The sequence below is a fragment of the Pseudomonas sp. AK-TSAG1-1 genome, from assembly GCF_056821665.1.
On the sequence record NZ_CM165965.1, the window covers coordinates 5,858,908 to 5,874,796 of the forward strand.

General features: G+C 62.1%; 19 protein-coding genes. 11 read left to right on the forward strand and 8 right to left on the reverse strand.

All coding sequences use genetic code 11. The annotated features are described in order from the left end of the window. Positions 1-10 precede the first annotated feature (10 nt). The 4 genes from AC1UK9_RS26575 to AC1UK9_RS26590 are packed head-to-tail and all read left to right on the forward strand — an operon-like array spanning position 11 to position 2,599. Positions 11-445, forward strand: a complete 435-nt coding sequence (locus AC1UK9_RS26575; RefSeq protein ID WP_025109136.1) for a DUF4426 domain-containing protein — start codon at positions 11-13, stop codon at positions 443-445. Beyond that, a complete protein-coding gene (gene rdgB, locus AC1UK9_RS26580; protein WP_025109135.1) occupies positions 442-1,038 on the forward strand; it encodes an RdgB/HAM1 family non-canonical purine NTP pyrophosphatase in 597 nt (198 codons plus the stop codon). Before AC1UK9_RS26575 ends, rdgB begins: the two co-directional genes overlap by 4 nt. Then, positions 1,035-2,240 (forward strand): radical SAM family heme chaperone HemW, encoded by a 1,206-nt coding sequence (gene hemW, locus AC1UK9_RS26585; protein WP_482578792.1) that lies wholly within the window; start codon positions 1,035-1,037, stop codon positions 2,238-2,240. The genes rdgB and hemW overlap by 4 nt, the downstream gene beginning before the upstream one ends. Positions 2,241-2,275: 35 nt before the next feature. Beyond that, a complete protein-coding gene (locus tag AC1UK9_RS26590; RefSeq protein ID WP_003229134.1) occupies positions 2,276-2,599 on the forward strand; it encodes a DUF3392 domain-containing protein in 324 nt (107 codons plus the stop codon). Between the two features lie 133 nt (positions 2,600-2,732). Here AC1UK9_RS26590 and trmB read toward each other — a convergent pair whose 3' ends face one another. The 4 genes from trmB to AC1UK9_RS26610 form a co-directional block, all read right to left on the reverse strand. Further along, positions 2,733-3,458 (reverse strand): tRNA (guanosine(46)-N7)-methyltransferase TrmB, encoded by a 726-nt coding sequence (gene trmB, locus AC1UK9_RS26595; protein ID WP_016983240.1) that lies wholly within the window; start codon positions 3,456-3,458, stop codon positions 2,733-2,735. A 9-nt stretch (positions 3,459-3,467) separates the two neighbouring features. Beyond that, the gene (locus AC1UK9_RS26600) at positions 3,468-4,262 is read right to left on the reverse strand and encodes a thiazole synthase (protein ID WP_482578793.1); all 795 of its coding nucleotides are present in this window, start codon (positions 4,260-4,262) and stop codon (positions 3,468-3,470) included. Positions 4,263-4,322: 60 nt separating this feature from the next. After that, positions 4,323-4,523, reverse strand: a complete 201-nt coding sequence (gene thiS, locus AC1UK9_RS26605) for a sulfur carrier protein ThiS (protein WP_025109132.1) — start codon at positions 4,521-4,523, stop codon at positions 4,323-4,325. A 90-nt stretch (positions 4,524-4,613) separates the two neighbouring features. Then, positions 4,614-4,985 carry a DUF423 domain-containing protein gene (locus tag AC1UK9_RS26610; protein WP_025109131.1) on the reverse strand — a complete coding sequence of 124 codons (372 nt, stop codon included), beginning with the start codon at positions 4,983-4,985 and terminating at the stop codon, positions 4,614-4,616. Positions 4,986-5,059: 74 nt separating this feature from the next. Here AC1UK9_RS26610 and mtgA point away from each other — a divergent pair, with 74 nt between their 5' ends. Continuing rightward, on the forward strand, positions 5,060-5,782 hold the full coding sequence (gene mtgA, locus AC1UK9_RS26615; protein WP_025109130.1) for a monofunctional biosynthetic peptidoglycan transglycosylase: 723 nt from the start codon (positions 5,060-5,062) through the stop codon (positions 5,780-5,782). Positions 5,783-5,961: 179 nt separating this feature from the next. Here the strand turns inward: mtgA and rpoH are convergent, their stop codons facing one another. The 4 genes from rpoH to ftsY form a co-directional block, all read right to left on the reverse strand. Next, on the reverse strand, positions 5,962-6,816 hold the full coding sequence (gene rpoH, locus AC1UK9_RS26620; RefSeq protein ID WP_003229146.1) for an RNA polymerase sigma factor RpoH: 855 nt from the start codon (positions 6,814-6,816) through the stop codon (positions 5,962-5,964). 115 nt (positions 6,817-6,931) lie between these two features. Further along, positions 6,932-7,957, reverse strand: a complete 1,026-nt coding sequence (gene ftsX, locus AC1UK9_RS26625; RefSeq protein ID WP_025112094.1) for a permease-like cell division protein FtsX — start codon at positions 7,955-7,957, stop codon at positions 6,932-6,934. Beyond that, a complete protein-coding gene (ftsE, locus tag AC1UK9_RS26630) occupies positions 7,954-8,625 on the reverse strand; it encodes a cell division ATP-binding protein FtsE (protein ID WP_003229148.1) in 672 nt (223 codons plus the stop codon). The genes ftsX and ftsE overlap by 4 nt, the downstream gene beginning before the upstream one ends. Continuing rightward, on the reverse strand, positions 8,622-10,154 hold the full coding sequence (gene ftsY, locus AC1UK9_RS26635) for a signal recognition particle-docking protein FtsY (RefSeq protein ID WP_482578794.1): 1,533 nt from the start codon (positions 10,152-10,154) through the stop codon (positions 8,622-8,624). The genes ftsE and ftsY overlap by 4 nt, the downstream gene beginning before the upstream one ends. On the opposite strand from ftsY, the gene AC1UK9_RS26640 reads away from it, so the two are divergent. From AC1UK9_RS26640 to AC1UK9_RS26665, 6 genes are all read left to right on the forward strand, one after another. Then, positions 10,153-10,347: a hypothetical protein gene (locus AC1UK9_RS26640; protein ID WP_025112092.1), complete on the forward strand. Its 195-nt coding sequence runs from the start codon at positions 10,153-10,155 to the stop codon at positions 10,345-10,347. The two genes, ftsY and AC1UK9_RS26640, sit on opposite strands and share 2 nt — an antisense overlap. Before the next feature lie 152 nt (positions 10,348-10,499). Continuing rightward, positions 10,500-11,855, forward strand: a complete 1,356-nt coding sequence (locus AC1UK9_RS26645; RefSeq protein ID WP_482578795.1) for a M16 family metallopeptidase — start codon at positions 10,500-10,502, stop codon at positions 11,853-11,855. Beyond that, a complete protein-coding gene (locus AC1UK9_RS26650; RefSeq protein ID WP_482578796.1) occupies positions 11,848-13,335 on the forward strand; it encodes a M16 family metallopeptidase in 1,488 nt (495 codons plus the stop codon). The genes AC1UK9_RS26645 and AC1UK9_RS26650 overlap by 8 nt, the downstream gene beginning before the upstream one ends. Continuing rightward, positions 13,335-13,946: a 16S rRNA (guanine(966)-N(2))-methyltransferase RsmD gene (rsmD, locus tag AC1UK9_RS26655; RefSeq protein ID WP_025112089.1), complete on the forward strand. Its 612-nt coding sequence runs from the start codon at positions 13,335-13,337 to the stop codon at positions 13,944-13,946. The genes AC1UK9_RS26650 and rsmD overlap by 1 nt, the downstream gene beginning before the upstream one ends. Before the next feature lie 63 nt (positions 13,947-14,009). Next, complete coding sequence (locus AC1UK9_RS26660) at positions 14,010-15,005, forward strand: hydrolase (protein WP_025112088.1); 996 nt, start codon at positions 14,010-14,012, stop codon at positions 15,003-15,005. Then, positions 15,002-15,841, forward strand: a complete 840-nt coding sequence (locus AC1UK9_RS26665; protein ID WP_025112087.1) for an AraC family transcriptional regulator — start codon at positions 15,002-15,004, stop codon at positions 15,839-15,841. The genes AC1UK9_RS26660 and AC1UK9_RS26665 overlap by 4 nt, the downstream gene beginning before the upstream one ends. Positions 15,842-15,889: the final 48 nt, after the last annotated feature.

A 15,889-nucleotide genomic window follows, 5' to 3' on the forward strand; every position in this document is an offset into this window, starting at 1 on the left:
GAGCACGATCATGGGTCGTCTAGCGTTGTTGTTATTAACCGCCTGCCTGAGCGTCACGGCCATGGCAGCCGACGTCATCAAAAGCGAACGCCAGGAAACCTTCGGCGACGTGACGGTGCACTACAACACCTTCAACTCCACGTATTTGCAGCCAGACATCGCCAAGGCTGCCGAGCTGATCCGCAGCAAGAACCAGGGTGTGATCAATGTCTCGGTGATCAAGGACGGCAAACCGTTGATCGCCAGCGTCACCGGCACGGTCAAAGACCTGACCAGCCAGAGCGTGCCGCTGAATTTCCGTCAGATCACCGAACAGGGCGCGATCTACTACATCGCCCAATACCCGGTGGACCAACAGGAAACCCGCACCTTTGAAATCAAGGTGCAGAACGGCGACAAGATCAACACCATCAATTTCAACCAAGAACTCTTTCCCGGCGAATGATGAACCTCAAGCAACTCGTACTGGCCAGCCATAACGCCGGCAAACTCAAAGAACTCCAGGCCATGCTCGGCGACTCGGTGCAACTGCGCTCGATCGGCGAATGGAGCAAGGTCGAGCCGGAAGAAACCGGTCTGTCGTTCGTCGAGAACGCGATCCTCAAGGCCCGCAATGCCGCGCGCCTTTCCGGTCTGCCGGCGCTGGCCGATGATTCCGGTCTGGCGGTGGACTTCCTCGGCGGCGCGCCGGGTATCTACTCGGCGCGCTACGCCGACGGCAAGGGCGATGCGGCGAACAATGCCAAACTGCTCGAAGCCCTGAAAGACGTGCCTGAAGCCGAGCGCGGCGCGCAATTCGTCTGCGTGTTGGCGCTGGTGCGCCACGCCGACGATCCGTTGCCGATCCTCTGCGAAGGCCTGTGGCACGGGCGCATCCTGACCGCCGCCAGCGGCGAACACGGTTTCGGCTACGACCCGCTGTTCTGGGTGCCGGAACGTGACGTGTCCAGCGCCGAACTGAGCCCGGCCGACAAGAACCAGATCAGCCACCGCGCCCGTGCAATGGATCTGCTGCGCCAGCGTCTGGGCCTGAAATGACCGCCAGCCCCTCTGCGTCGTCGCTGATCATCGGCGGCGCCGCCGCTTCGCCTCGGGCACCGCTGCCGACGCTGCCGCCCCTGGCGCTGTACATCCACATCCCGTGGTGTGTACGCAAATGCCCGTATTGCGATTTCAACTCGCACACCGCCAGCCCGGTGCTGCCAGAGCAGGAATACGTCGACGCGCTGCTGGCCGATCTCGATCAGGACCTGCACGCGGTGTACGGGCGCGAAATCAGTTCGATCTTCTTTGGCGGCGGCACGCCGAGCCTGTTCAGTGCCGAAGCGCTTGGGCGTTTGCTCAAAGGCGTCGAGGAGCGCATTCCGTTCGCCCCTGATATCGAAATTACGCTGGAAGCCAACCCCGGCACCTTCGAACAAGAGAAGTTCGTCGCGTACCGAAAACTGGGGATCAATCGCCTGTCGATCGGCATCCAGAGCTTCCAGCAGCAGAAGCTTGAAGCCCTTGGACGCATCCACAACGGCGACGAAGCCGTGCGCGCGGCTGGCATGGCGCGGCTGGCCGGGTTCGATAACTTCAACCTCGACTTGATGCATGGCCTGCCCGATCAATCGCTGGACGATGCCTTGAGCGACCTGCGCCAGGCGATCGAGCTGAAACCGACGCACATCTCCTGGTATCAGCTGACACTGGAGCCGAACACGGTGTTCTGGAACCAGCCGCCGGTGCTGCCGGAAGACGACACGCTGTGGGACATTCAAGAGGCCGGGCAAGCGCTGCTGGCGGAACACGGTTACGCGCAATACGAAGTGTCGGCCTACGCCCAGCCCGGACGCCCGGCGCGGCATAACCTCAATTACTGGAGTTTCGGCGACTTCATCGGCATCGGTGCCGGCGCCCACGGCAAGCTCAGCCATCCGGACGGACGCATTGTGCGCACCTGGAAAACGCGCCTGCCGAAGGACTATCTGAACCCGGCCAAGAGCTTCCAGGCCGGCGAGAAAGCCCTGGGCAACGACGAGATGCCGTTCGAGTTCCTGATGAACGCGCTGCGCCTGACGGCTGGCGTGGAATCGCACCTGTACCCGGAGCGCACCGGCCTGCCCCTGGAAAGTCTCGCCGAACACCGCAAGGAGGCCGAACAAAGCGGCCTGATGCAGGTCGAACCGTCACGTCTGGCGGCCACCGAGCGCGGACAACTCTTTCTCAACGACTTGCTGCAGAAATTTCTGAGCTGAGCCCACGCCCCAACGGCAGCCCCAAGGAAAAACGCATGGATTTGATACTCGACCTGCTCGCCACCGTGTCCCGCTGGAGCCGCAGCAATCTCTCGGAAATCGCCCTGGCCCTCGTGGGCTGCCTGCTGGTGCTGTTTGGCGCCGACTTCAAAGGCTGGGTCGAACAACGCCTGGGCAGCATCGCCGGCGCCCTGCGCGTACCGCTGATGGCCCTGCTGTGCGTGATCGGCAGTGGCGCAGCGCTGATCTACGCCACGCCGTGGGTGGTCAAGGGCTTGAGCCAGTTCAACAACTACAGCCTGGCGCCGGTGTTGTTGGTGGTGCTGGTGCTGATCGGCGTCGTCGCTGACCGCCGCTGATCTTTTCAGCCGACCCAAAAACAACTGTGGGAGCGGGCTTGCTCGCGAAAGCTATCGATCATTCAACGTTGATGTTGACTGATCCGATGCCTTCGCGAGCAAGCCCGCTCCCACATTGGGTTTTGCGTGATGCTCAGGACTGTTTCTCGAACTTCAGATCCCACACACCGTGCCCAAGACGTTCGCCGCGACGTTCGAACTTGGTGATCGGGCGTTCGGCCGGGCGTGGTACGCATTTGCCGTCTTCGGCGAGGTTGCGATAGCCCGGAGCAACGTTCATCACTTCCAGCATGTATTCGGCGTACGGTTCCCAGTCGGTGGCCATGTGCAGGATGCCGCCAACCTTCAGCTTGCTGCGCACCAGCTCGGCGAAGGACGCCTGAACGATGCGACGCTTGTGGTGACGGCTCTTGTGCCATGGGTCCGGGAAGAACAGCATCAGGCGATCGAGGCTGTTATCGGCGATGCAGCGGTTGAGCACTTCGATCGCATCGCAATCGTAGACCCGCAGGTTGGTCAGGCCCTGGGTCAGCACGCCATTGAGCAGCGCGCCAACACCCGGCCGGTGCACTTCAACACCGATGAAGTCCTGATCCGGCGCGGCCGCGGCCATCTCCAGCAGCGAGTGGCCCATGCCGAAACCGATCTCCAACGAGCGCGGTGCCGAACGGCCGAACACTTGATCGTAATCCACCGGCGCGTCGGCCAGTGGCAGCACGTACAGCGGCGCGCCCTGATCCAGACCACGTTGCTGGCCTTCGGTCATGCGCCCGGCGCGCATCACGAAACTCTTGATGCGGCGGTGTTGGCGCTCGTCGCCCTCTTCCGTCTGGATAGGCGTGTCGTTCGATTCAGTCATCAATGGCTCTTACTTGATCAGACCATCCAGCGGCGAAGAGGCGCTGGCATAGAGTTTTTTCGGCATACGACCAGCGAGGTGGGCCAGACGGCCTGCAACGATGGCGTGTTTCATGGCTTCGGCCATCATCACCGGTTGCTGGGCGTGGGCGATGGCCGAGTTCATAAGCACCGCATCGCAACCCAGCTCCATAGCGATGGTTGCGTCGGACGCCGTGCCGACACCGGCATCGACCAACACAGGAATCCTGGCTTCTTCAAGGATGATCTGCAGGTTGTACGGGTTGCAGATCCCCAGGCCCGAACCGATCAGACCGGCCAGCGGCATGACCGCGATGCAGCCGATGTCCGCCAGTTGGCGAGCGATAATCGGATCATCGCTGGTGTACACCATCACGTCGAAGCCTTCCTTGACCAGCGTTTCCGCGGCTTTGAGGGTTTCAATCACGTTGGGGAACAGGGTTTTCTGGTCGGCCAGCACTTCCAGCTTCACCAGGTTGTGGCCGTCGAGCAGCTCACGGGCCAGACGGCAGGTGCGCACAGCTTCGATGGCGTCGTAGCAACCGGCGGTGTTTGGCAGGAAGGTGTAGCGCTCCGGCGACAGCACGTCGAGCAGGTTCGGCTCGCCTTCGATCTGACCGAGGTTGGTGCGGCGCACGGCGAAGGTGACGATCTCGGCACCCGAGGCTTCGATGGCCTGACGGGTTTCTTCCATGTCACGGTACTTGCCGGTACCAACCAGCAAACGCGACTGGTAAGTACGACCGGCCAGGACGAAAGGCTTGTCGCTACGAACGATGCTCATGGGGAGTCCTCTTTAGGGGTGAGGGTCTTGCAGAATTCTGTGCCCTTGCGAGCCGGGCGACTAGCCGCCGCCGATGGCGTGCACCACTTCGACGTTGTCGCCGTCGTTGAGCGTGGTCTCGGCATGCTGGCTGCGCGGGACGATATCCAGATTGAGCTCGACTGCTACCCGGCGTCCGGTCAGTTCCAGACGGGTCAGCAGGGCCGCAACGGTTTCACCGTCGGGCAGTTCAAGGGATTCGCCGTTCAACTGAATGCGCATGCGCTAGGCCGCCATCATTTTTAGGGGCTGGCATTCTAGCCCGATCAGACTGGGCGACCCAAGCCATTCATCGTGAAATGGACTGCCCGGTCAGCTCAACCGCCAGGCGGCGAGGCCCAGGCACAGCCAGCCCACCAGAAACGCCAGGCCGCCGAACGGGGTGATGATGCCGAGCTTGCTGATGCCGGTGGTGGTCAGCAGATACAGACTGCCGGAGAACAACAGGATGCCGACGGTGAACGAAGCCCCCGCCCAGGTCACCAGCCGCCCCTGAATTTGCGAAGCGAGTAGCGCCACGCCGAACAGCGCCAGGGTGTGCACCAGTTGATAGGTTACGCCAGTGTGGAAGATCGCCAGGTACTCGGGGGTCAGGCGGTTTTTCAGACCATGGGCGGCGAATGCGCCGAGGGCGACACCGGTAAAACCAAAGAAAGCGGCCAGCATCAGAAAGCCACGCAGCATGTGGAACTCCAGTCAGACTCGTTCGGCAGGGTCTGTATAATGGCCCGCTCTATCGGTTCGGCCAAGCCATCTCTATGTTGCGTTCACTTTTGCGTCGTCTCACGAAGGCCCTGCTCTGGTTCGCGGGCGGCAGCGTATTGCTGGTTTTGCTGTTTCGCTTCGTGCCGCCACCGGGGACCGCGCTGATGGTCGAGCGCAAGGTCGAATCCTGGGTCGACGGCGAACCGATCGACCTGCAGCGCACCTGGAAACCGTGGGACGAGATTTCCGATGACCTCAAAGTCGCGGTCATGGCCGGCGAAGACCAGAAGTTTCCCGAGCACTGGGGTTTTGACTTCGGTGCGATCCAGGCGGCGTTGGCCCACAACGAACTCGGCGGCTCGATTCGCGGCGCCAGCACCTTGAGCCAGCAAGTGTCGAAGAACCTGTTCCTGTGGTCGGGTCGCAGCTATCTGCGCAAAGGCCTGGAAGCCTGGTTTACCGCGCTGATCGAGGTGCTCTGGCCCAAGCAGCGAATTCTTGAGGTGTACCTGAACAGCGTCGAATGGGATGACGGTGTGTTTGGCGCCGAAGCCGCAGCCCGCCATCATTTCGGTGTAAGCGCCAAGTCACTGTCGCGTCAGCAGGCGAGTTACCTGGCGGCGGTATTACCTAATCCGCGAGTGTGGAGCGCCAGCCATCCAACCGCGTACGTGTCGCGCCGGGCCGGCTGGATTCGGCAGCAGATGAGCCAGTTGGGCGGGACCAGTTATTTACTGGGACTCAATGATTCGCGTCGGGCGCCCTGGGCCGAATAACGCTGAAGATCCCCAGTGGGAGCGGGCTTGCTCGCGAGGGCGGTAGATCATTCAACATTGATGTTGTCTGACACGGCGCCTTCGCAAGCAAGCCCGCTCCCACATTGTTTTTGCGCCAAGCCATAAAAAACGCCCCGATCATCGCTGATCGGGGCGTTTTGTTATGGCCAGCTCGCCGGTTATGCGGCGATCGACAACTTGAGCTTGTTCATCGCGCTCTTCTCAAGCTGACGGATCCGCTCGGCCGACACGTTGTACTTCTGCGCCAGGTCGTGCAGCGTGGCTTTCTCTTCTGCCAGCCAGCGCTGGTAGAGGATATCGCGGCTGCGTTCGTCCAGCACTTCCAGCGCTTCGTGCAGGTTGTGGTTGGAGTTGTCGCTCCAGTCGGCATCTTCCAGTTGACGCGCCGGATCGTACCGGTGGTCTTCCAGGTAATTGGCCGGCGACTGGAAAGCGCTGTCGTCGTCCGCTTCTGCGGCCGGGTCGAAGGCCATGTCATGGCCGGTCAGGCGACTTTCCATCTCGCGCACTTCCCGCGGCTCGACGCCGAGGCTTTCCGCCACACGGTGGACCTCCTCGTTGTTCAGCCACGCCAGACGCTTCTTCTGGCTGCGCAGGTTGAAGAACAGCTTGCGCTGGGCCTTGGTGGTCGCGACTTTCACAATGCGCCAGTTGCGCAGGATGAACTCGTGAATTTCCGCCTTGATCCAGTGCACGGCGAACGACACCAGACGCACACCCATTTCCGGGTTGAAGCGCTTCACAGCCTTCATCAGGCCGACGTTACCTTCCTGGATCAGGTCAGCCTGAGCCAGGCCGTAGCCGGAATAGCTACGGGCAATGTGTACAACAAAACGCAGGTGGGCGAGCACCATCTGCCGAGCCGCCCCCAAATCCTGCTCATAGTAGAGACTCTCGGCCAGTTCACGCTCCTGCTCCGGCGTCAGCAAAGGAATGCTGTTGACGGTGTGCACATAAGCTTCCAGGTTCGCACCCGGAACCAACGCGTACGCAGGTTGCAAAGAATTGGTCATGCGAAAAAACCTCCCACTTACATACTCGTGCCTCTCGGCACTGCGAAAAATTGACCGGGAATTCAAGTACAAGTTCCCAAAAAAACCGCAAGGTCAATCACGCGCAAAAAAGATTCTACTTCGGCGCCAGCTCCCTGAGATGACGTGCGACTGCAATCCATGCACCGATATAACCCAACAGCACCGCGCCAAGCAAGAGCGACAGACCGTCGGCAACTGGCACTCCGGCCAGCGCGAAATCACTGCCGTACAAGCCGGCCAGTCCAACTACCGCGTCATTCAGCCAGTTAAGGCCGAACGCCAGCACCCCCCAGGACAGAACCCCCGCACCGAAGCCATACAACGCGCCCATATAAAGGAAAGGACGACGCACGTAGCTGTCGGTGCCGCCGACGAGTTTAATCACTTCTATCTCTGTGCGGCGGTTTTCAATATGAAGACGAATGGTATTGCCTATCACCAAAAGTAATGCAGAAACCAGCAACACCGTCAGACCGAAGACAAACCGGTCGCCGAGCTTGAGGATGGCGGCCAGACGCTCGACCCAGACTAGATCAAGTTGCGCCTGTTGTACCTTGGGCAGCTCGGAAAGTTTTTGTCTTAATGCTTCCAGAGTCGGCTTGTCGACCTCCTTCGGGGTTACCAGCACCACGCCCGGCAGCGGGTTTTCCGGGAGTTCGCGCAGGGCTTCGCCCAGACCGGACTGCTGCTGAAACTCCTCCAGCGCCTGATCGCGGCCGACATATTCAGCATCAGCCACACCGGGCATGCCTTTGATCTGTTCGCGCAACGACTCACCCTGATCCGGCGTGGCGTCCAGTTGCAGATACAGCGAAATCTGCGCCGCACGCTGCCAAGAGCCGCCGAGACGCTCGACGTTGTTGATCAGCAGCGACAGGCCCATCGGCAAGCTCAACGCCACGGCCATCACCATGCAGGTGAAGAAGCTGCCGATTGGCTGCTTGCCGAGGCGACGCAGGCTGTCGAGCAGGCTGGCGCGGTGACTTTCGATCCACGAACGCAACAGCGTGGAGAAGTCCGGGCCGTCGTCATCGTCGTGTTTTTTCTTCTTCGGCGGTTGCGGGTCAGCGGCCTTCGGGGCCACGCGCTCGGAAACCTTCGGACTGCGTGTCGCACTCATACGCCGGCCTCCCCGTCGCCGATCAATCGGCCGCGCTGCAGGGTCAGCATGCGGTGCCGCATGCGCGCAATCAGGGCCAGGTCGTGACTGGCGATCAGCACGCTGGTGCCCAGGCGGTTGATGTCTTCGAACACGCCCATGATCTCGGCCGCCAGACGCGGGTCGAGGTTACCGGTCGGTTCGTCCGCCAACAGCAGAGCCGGGCGGTGAACGATGGCGCGGGCGATGCCGACGCGCTGTTGCTGACCGGTGGACAGGTCGCCCGGGTACAGATCGGTTTTATCCGACAGCGCCACGCGCTCCAGTGCCGAATCGACACGCTTGGCGATCTCGGCCTTGGACAGCCCGAGAATCTGCAACGGCAGCGCGACGTTGTTGAACACCGTGCGATCGAACAGCAACTGGTGGTTCTGGAACACCACGCCGATCTGCCGGCGCAGAAACGGAATCTGTGCGTTGCTGATGGTGCTCAGGTCTTGCCCGGCCAGCAGCAGCTTGCCGCTGGTCGGTCGCTCCATCGCCAGCAACAGGCGCAATAGCGTGGACTTACCGGCACCGGAGTGGCCGGTGACAAACAGAAACTCGCCACGACGGACTCGAAAGCTCAGCTCATGCAAGCCGACGTGACCGTTCGGGTAGCGTTTACCGACCTGTTCGAAACGAATCATGAACGCTCCCGCTCGGCAAACAGTGCCTGGACAAAGGGTTCGGCCTCAAAGGTACGCAGGTCGTCGATGCCTTCACCGACGCCGATGTAGCGGATCGGCAGGCCAAACTGCTTGGCCAGGGCGAAAATCACCCCGCCCTTGGCGGTGCCGTCGAGCTTGGTCAGCGCCAGGCCGGTCAGTTCGACGGTCTGGTTGAATTGCTTGGCCTGGTTGATGGCGTTCTGGCCGGTACCGGCGTCGAGCACCAGCAGCACTTCGTGCGGCGCGTCGGCGTCGAGCTTGCCGATCACCCGGCGCACCTTCTTCAGTTCTTCCATCAGGTTGTCTTTGGTGTGCAGACGACCGGCGGTGTCAGCGATCAGCACGTCGATGCCACGGGCCTTGGCGGCCTGCACGGCGTCAAAGATCACCGAAGCCGAATCAGCACCGGTGTGCTGGGCGATCACCGGAATCTTGTTGCGCTCGCCCCAGACCTGCAGTTGCTCAACGGCAGCGGCGCGGAACGTGTCACCGGCGGCGAGCATGACTTTCTTGCCTTCCAGTTGCAGCTTTTTCGCCAGTTTGCCGATGGTGGTGGTCTTGCCGGCGCCGTTGACGCCAACCACCAGAATCACGAATGGCTTGTTCTGCGAGGCGATTTTCAGCGGTTGTTCGACCGGTTTGAGCATCGCGGCCAGCTCGGCCTGCAGGGATTTGTACAGCGCTTCGGCGTCGGCCAGTTCCTTGCGGGCAACCTTCTGGGTCAGGCGCTGGATGATCTGCGTGGTGGCTTCGACACCGACGTCAGCGGTCAGCAGACGGGTTTCGAGGTCATCGAGCAGATCGTCGTCGATGGTTTTGCGGCCGAGGAACAGGCTGGCCATGCCCTCGCCGATGCTGGCGCTGGTCTTGGACAAGCCTTGTTTGAGGCGGGCGAAGAAACCGGCTTTGGTTGCTTCGGTGCGCGGGGCGTCGACCGGAGTTTCAGCCACCAACTCAACCGGCGCGGCTGGCGCAGCGATAACCGGTGCAGGTGCAGGTGCAGGTGCAGGTGCAGGTGCAGGTGCAGGCTCGGCGGGTTGGACGACCGGGGCAACCGGGGCAACAAACACCGGAGCAACAGGTTCGGCAACAATCGGCGCAGGCTCGACAACCGGCTCAACCACCGGCGCTGGAGCAATTTCAGGCACCAACGCGGCAGGCGCAGGAATCACTGGCGTGATGTGCGGCGCGGCCTCTTCGACCAATGCCACCGGCTCTTCCGCTACCGGCAAGGTCAGCCACGGCTCAGCCGCCGGAATCGACGGCAATTCAGCCGCCACCGGCGCTTCAGGCTCTGGTGCAGGTTCAGCCGGCTGCAGCACCGGCTCGGCAATCGGTAGAACGATCGGCGCCGGCTCTTCTTCTATTACTGGCGCCGGGGCTGGCTCAGGAATCGCAGGCGGCTGTTCGACGACGGGTTCCTGCGGTTTCTTACGCAGCCATCCGAACAGGCTTTTCTTCTCGCCAGCCGCAGCTGGGGTCTTCTTGTCGTCGTTGGAACCAAACATGGAGGACGGCTATCTCACGGTAGCGACGCGCCATAAGGGCGCCCCGGCAAATAAATATTCGATGCAGAACAGACTGTGTTTCATCCAGCTTGTTCACGCGCAACATTTTGTCGAGGCGCCACAGGCACCTCAAAGGTCGATTAATACGAAGGACTGGAACGGCATCGTCGGCGAAAACGCAGAGTTTAGCTGACAAACTCAAAGCTTCTGCCGGAAACCCATACAACCTATAGACCGATCAGTGGCCTGATAGGCGTGGCCGCCAGTAAAACGGATCAGTATCCTAGCACCTCCTCGCCCGCCTAGGCTAAGACCAAGCGGGCAGCCCAACAGGTTAAAAAACGAATGAATGCTCTAGCCCGCCGCGCTGCAGGCCTGCTGCTCAGTACAGTCTGCCTGCCCCTTTCGGCCCTGGCGGCCGACCCGCAACCGACTCACGAATTCACCCTCGACAACGGCCTCAAGGTCGTCGTGCGCGAAGACCATCGCGCGCCGGTGGTGGTGTCGCAGGTCTGGTACAAGGTCGGTTCCAGCTACGAAACCCCGGGCCAGACCGGTCTGTCCCACGCGCTTGAGCACATGATGTTCAAGGGCAGCGAAAAAGTCGGCCCCGGCGAAGCCTCGCTGATCCTGCGTGATCTGGGCGCTGAAGAGAACGCCTTCACCAGCGACGACTTCACCGCTTATTACCAGGTACTGGCCCGCGACCGGCTGGGCGTGGCGTTTGAACTGGAAGCCGACCGCATGGCCAATCTGCGCCTGCCGGCTGACGAGTTCGCCAAGGAAATCGAAGTCATCAAGGAAGAGCGCCGCCTGCGCACCGACGACAAGCCGATGTCCAAGGCCTACGAGCGCTACAAGGCGATGGCTTACCCGGCCAGCGGCTACCACACGCCGACCATTGGCTGGATGGCTGACCTGGACCGGATGAAGGTCGAAGAGCTGCGTCATTGGTATCAGTCCTGGTATGTGCCGAACAATGCCACGCTGGTGGTCGTCGGCGACGTCACCCCGGACGAAGTGAAGACCCTCGCCCAGCGCTACTTCGGACCGATCGCCAAGCGTGACGTGCCGCCAGCGAAGAAACCGCTGGAGCTGGCCGAACCTGGCGAACGCCAGATCACCCTGCATGTGCAGACCCAACTGCCCAGCCTGATGCTCGGTTTCAACGTGCCAAGCATCGCCACCGCTGAAGACAAGCGCTCGGTCAACGCCCTGCGTCTGATCTCGGCGCTGCTCGACGGCGGCTACAGCGGACGCATCCCGACGCAACTGGAGCGCGGCGAAGAGCTGGTGTCCGGCGGTTCGTCGAGCTACGACGCCTACACCCGGGGTGACAGCCTGTTCACCCTGTCGGCGACACCGAACACCCAGAAGAAAAAGACCATGGCGCAAGCCGAGGCCGGTTTGTGGAAACTGCTGGAACAGCTGAAATCCACCGCGCCGTCCGCCGAAGAACTGGAGCGCGTGCGTGCACAAGTGATCGCCGGTCTGGTTTTCGAACGTGATTCGATCACCAGCCAGGCCACCGCCATCGGCCAGTTGGAGACCGTAGGCCTGTCGTGGAAACTGATGGACACCGAACTGGCCGATCTGGAAAGCGTGACCCCGCAAGACATCCAGAACGCCGCCAAGCTGTATTTCACCCGCGAACGTCTCAGCGTCGCCCACGTCCTGCCACTGGAGACGACTCATGAGTGAGCGCAAATCCCCACGCCTGCTGCTCGGCCTGATCGCCGTTGCGGTGATCGGCTCCGCCGCGTTTTACCTGATGCCCGGCGCCAAAACCGACGCCAGCGAAGCGCTGGATAACGCCAAGACCAGCCAGAAGCTGCAATCGCTGGCCGAACTCGACGGCAAGGCTCCGGCCAGTCGCAAGCTCGATGTGCAGACCTGGAATACTGCCGAAGGCGCCAAAGTGCTGTTCGTCGAAGCCCACGAACTGCCGATGTTCGACATGCGCCTGATCTTCGCCGCGGGCAGCAGCCAGGACGGCAACGCACCGGGCCTGGCAATCCTGACCAATGCCATGCTCAACGAAGGCGTGGCCGGCAAGGACGTTGGCGCCATCGCCCAGGGTTTCGAAAGCCTGGGCGCGGATTTCGGCAACGGCGCTTATAAAGACATGGCGCTGGCCTCGCTGCGCAGCCTGAGTGCCGCCGAACAACGCGAGCCGGCACTCAAGCTGTTTTCCGAAGTCGTGGGCAAACCGACGTTCCCGGCCGATTCCTTTGCGCGCATCAAGAACCAGATGCTCGCCGGTTTCGAATACCAGAAACAGAACCCCGGCAAACTCGCCAGCCTCGAGCTGATGTCGCGTTTGTACGGCGACCACCCGTACGCGCATTCCAGCGACGGCAATGCGCAGAGCGTACCGAAGATCACCCTGGCGCAACTGCGTGATTTCCACGCCAAGGCCTATGCGGCCGGCAACGTGGTGATCGCGCTGGTCGGCGACCTGTCTCGCGCCGAGGCCGAGGTGATTGCCAATCAGGTCTCCGGCGCCCTGCCCAAAGGCCCGGCGCTGGCGAAGATCGCTCAGCCGCAGGAACCCAAGGCGAGCATCGGCCACATCGAGTTCCCGTCCAAGCAGACCAACCTGTTGCTCGCGCAACTGGGCATCGACCGTGACGACCCGGACTACGCAGCGCTGTCGATGGGCAACCAGATCCTCGGTGGCGGCGGCTTCGGCACCCGTCTGATGAGCGAAGTGCGCGAGAAGCGCGGCCTGACTTACGGCGTTTACTCCGGGTTCAGCCCGATGCAGGCCCGTGGTCCGTTCATGATCAACCTGCAGACCCGCGCGCAAATGAGCGAAGGCACGCTGAAACTGGTGCAGGACGTGCTTGCCGATTACCTGAAGACCGGCCCGACCCAGAAAGAACTCGACGACGCCAAGCGCGAACTGGCCGGCAGCTTCCCGCTGTCCACCGCGAGCAATGCCGATATCGTCGGCCAACTGGGCGCCATGGGCTTCTATAATCTGCCGTTGAGCTATCTGGATGACTTCATGCGTCAGTCCCAGAGCCTGACTGTCGAGCAGGTCAAAGACGCGATGAACAAACACCTGAGCACGGACAAAATGGTCATCGTCAGCGCTGGCCCGACCGTGCCGCAAAAGCCGTTACCGGCCCCATCTGATAAACCTGCCGAGCAACCGCTCGGGGTTCCGGAGCATTAATGGCTACTCGTCCTAAAAAACCTGCGCAGAACGTCCACAACGGTGTGAACCAACTGCGCATCATCGGCGGCGAATGGCGCAGCCGCAAACTGAGCTTCCCCGATGCACCGGGCCTGCGCCCGACGCCGGACCGCGTGCGTGAAACCCTGTTCAACTGGCTCGCGCCGTATGTAGCCGGCGCCAAAGTGCTGGATCCGTTCGCCGGCAGTGGCGCGCTGTTTCTTGAGGCTCTGTCCCGTGGCGCGGCCATGGGGCAGGCGCTGGATGCCAGCCACATCGCCGTGTCGAGTCTGAAGGAACACCTCGGCACCCTGCGCTGCACCAACGGTCAGGTGCAGACCGCCGACGCTCTGCGCTATCTGGAAACCCAGGTCGCCACGCCGTTCGACCTGGTGTTTCTCGATCCGCCGTTCAACCAGAACCTGCTGCCAGCCGTCTGCACCCTGCTGGAAGAACGCCAATGGCTCGCGCCCGATTCGTGGATCTACACTGAAAGCGAGACCGCGCCTTCGACGCTGGGCCTGCCGGGCAACTGGCGCCTGCACCGCGAGCAGAAATCCGGGCGGGTGTACTACGCGTTGTGGCAACGTATGGCAGAGATCGCCGGTTAACCGACCGGCCTGAACAAGTGGCGCGCCTCAACCGAGGCTCGCCACGCTGCATCGAGAACCATCGTGCCCGCTTCTTCAGAACGCTTCAGCCCCGCCTTCGGCCTCGGCAATCCGCACCTGCAAACCTTGTGGGGGCCGCTGTGGCGCAACACCGTACACCTTGACCGCCAGCGCGAACGCCTATGGCTGGACGACGGTGACTTCCTCGATCTCGACTGGCATGGCCCGCACAGCGCCGAGGCGCCTCTGGTGCTGGTGTTGCACGGGCTGACCGGCTCGTCCAATTCGCCTTATGTTGCCGGGATCCAGGCTGCACTCGCCGCGCAGGGCTGGGCCAGTGTCGCGCTGAACTGGCGCGGCTGCTCCGGCGAACCCAATCTGCTACCGCGCAGTTACCACTCCGGCGCCAGCGAAGACCTCGCCGAAGCCATCAAACATCTGCGCGCCCAACGGCCGCTAGCACCACTGTATGCGGTCGGCTATTCATTGGGTGGCAACGTACTGCTCAAGCATCTGGGAGAAACCGGCAGCGACAGCGGCGTGCTCGGTGCGGTCGCCGTGTCGGTGCCGTTTCGCCTCGATCAATGTGCCGACCGCATCGGCCAGGGTTTCTCCAAGGTCTATCAGGCGCACTTCATGCGTGAGATGGTCGCTTACATCAAGAACAAGCAACGCCAGTTCCAACACGACGGCCGTGCGGATGGCCTGGCGGCACTGGCGGCGCTCGGCTCGCTGGAGAACATGCGCACCTTCTGGGACTTCGATGGCCGGGTCACCGCGCCGCTGCACGGTTTCACCGATGCCGAGGACTACTATCGCCGGGCATCGAGTCGCTACTTTCTCGGTGAGATCCGCACGCCGACGCTAATCATTCAGGCCGCCGACGACCCCTTCGTATTCCCCCACAGTCTGCCGACGGCCGAGGAGTTGTCCGCCACTACGCAGTTCGAGCTGCAGGCCAAGGGTGGGCATGTCGGGTTTGTCGATGGCACCTTCCGCCAGCCTGGTTACTACCTGGAACGGCGCATCCCGCAATGGCTGGCCGGCGTGACGCCATGAGCGATCAGGGCGAGTCGATCCGTTTCTGGCAAACCGCGCCACTGGCCGGGGTCGAGTTGCTGTCGGCACGCTACATCGATCATCGCTTCGCCCCGCACGTCCACGACGGCTACGTGATCGGCATGATCATGGCCGGCGCCCAGCGTTATCGCTATCGCGGCGCCGAACACCTGGCTGGCAGCGGCACCCTGGTGCTGATCAACCCGGACGAATTGCACACCGGCCACAAAGGCACCGAGGACGGCTGGCTGTACCGGGCGTTTTACCCCGATACCGGGCAGATCGTGTCCTTGCTCGAGGAACTGGAACTGCCCACCGCACCACTGCCGGCATTTGGCGCGACGCTGTACCGCGACCCGGATCTGGTCAACGGTTTCTGTCAGTTGCATCGCCTGCTGGAAAGTCCGGCCAGCGCGCTGCAACAGCAGACGGTGTGGCGCGAGATGATGATGCTGCTGTTGCAGCGCCATGCGGCAGTGCAAATCAACGGCAAGCCGGGCAAGGAACACCGCGCGGTGGTGCTGGCCAAGGAGTTGTTGCATGCGCAACTGGCCGCACCGCCGTCGCTGGAAGAACTGGCCGCGGCGGTGAACCTGTCGCCCTTCCACTTCGCCCGGGTATTTCGCCGCGCCACCGGCATGCCGCCGCACACTTGGCTGATGCAGCAGCGCATCGCCACTGCACGGGGTTTATTGCAGCACGGTTGCCTGCCGGTGGAGGTCGCCATGCAGTTGGGCTTCGCCGATCAGAGTCATCTGAGCCGGCAGTTCAAGCAGGTGTATGGCGTGGGGCCGGCGGCGTATCGCAGCGCCCGACAATCTATCGGTGACGATTAACCCTTGTGGGAGCGGGCTTGCTCGCGAAAGCGGTGTATCAGCAAACAT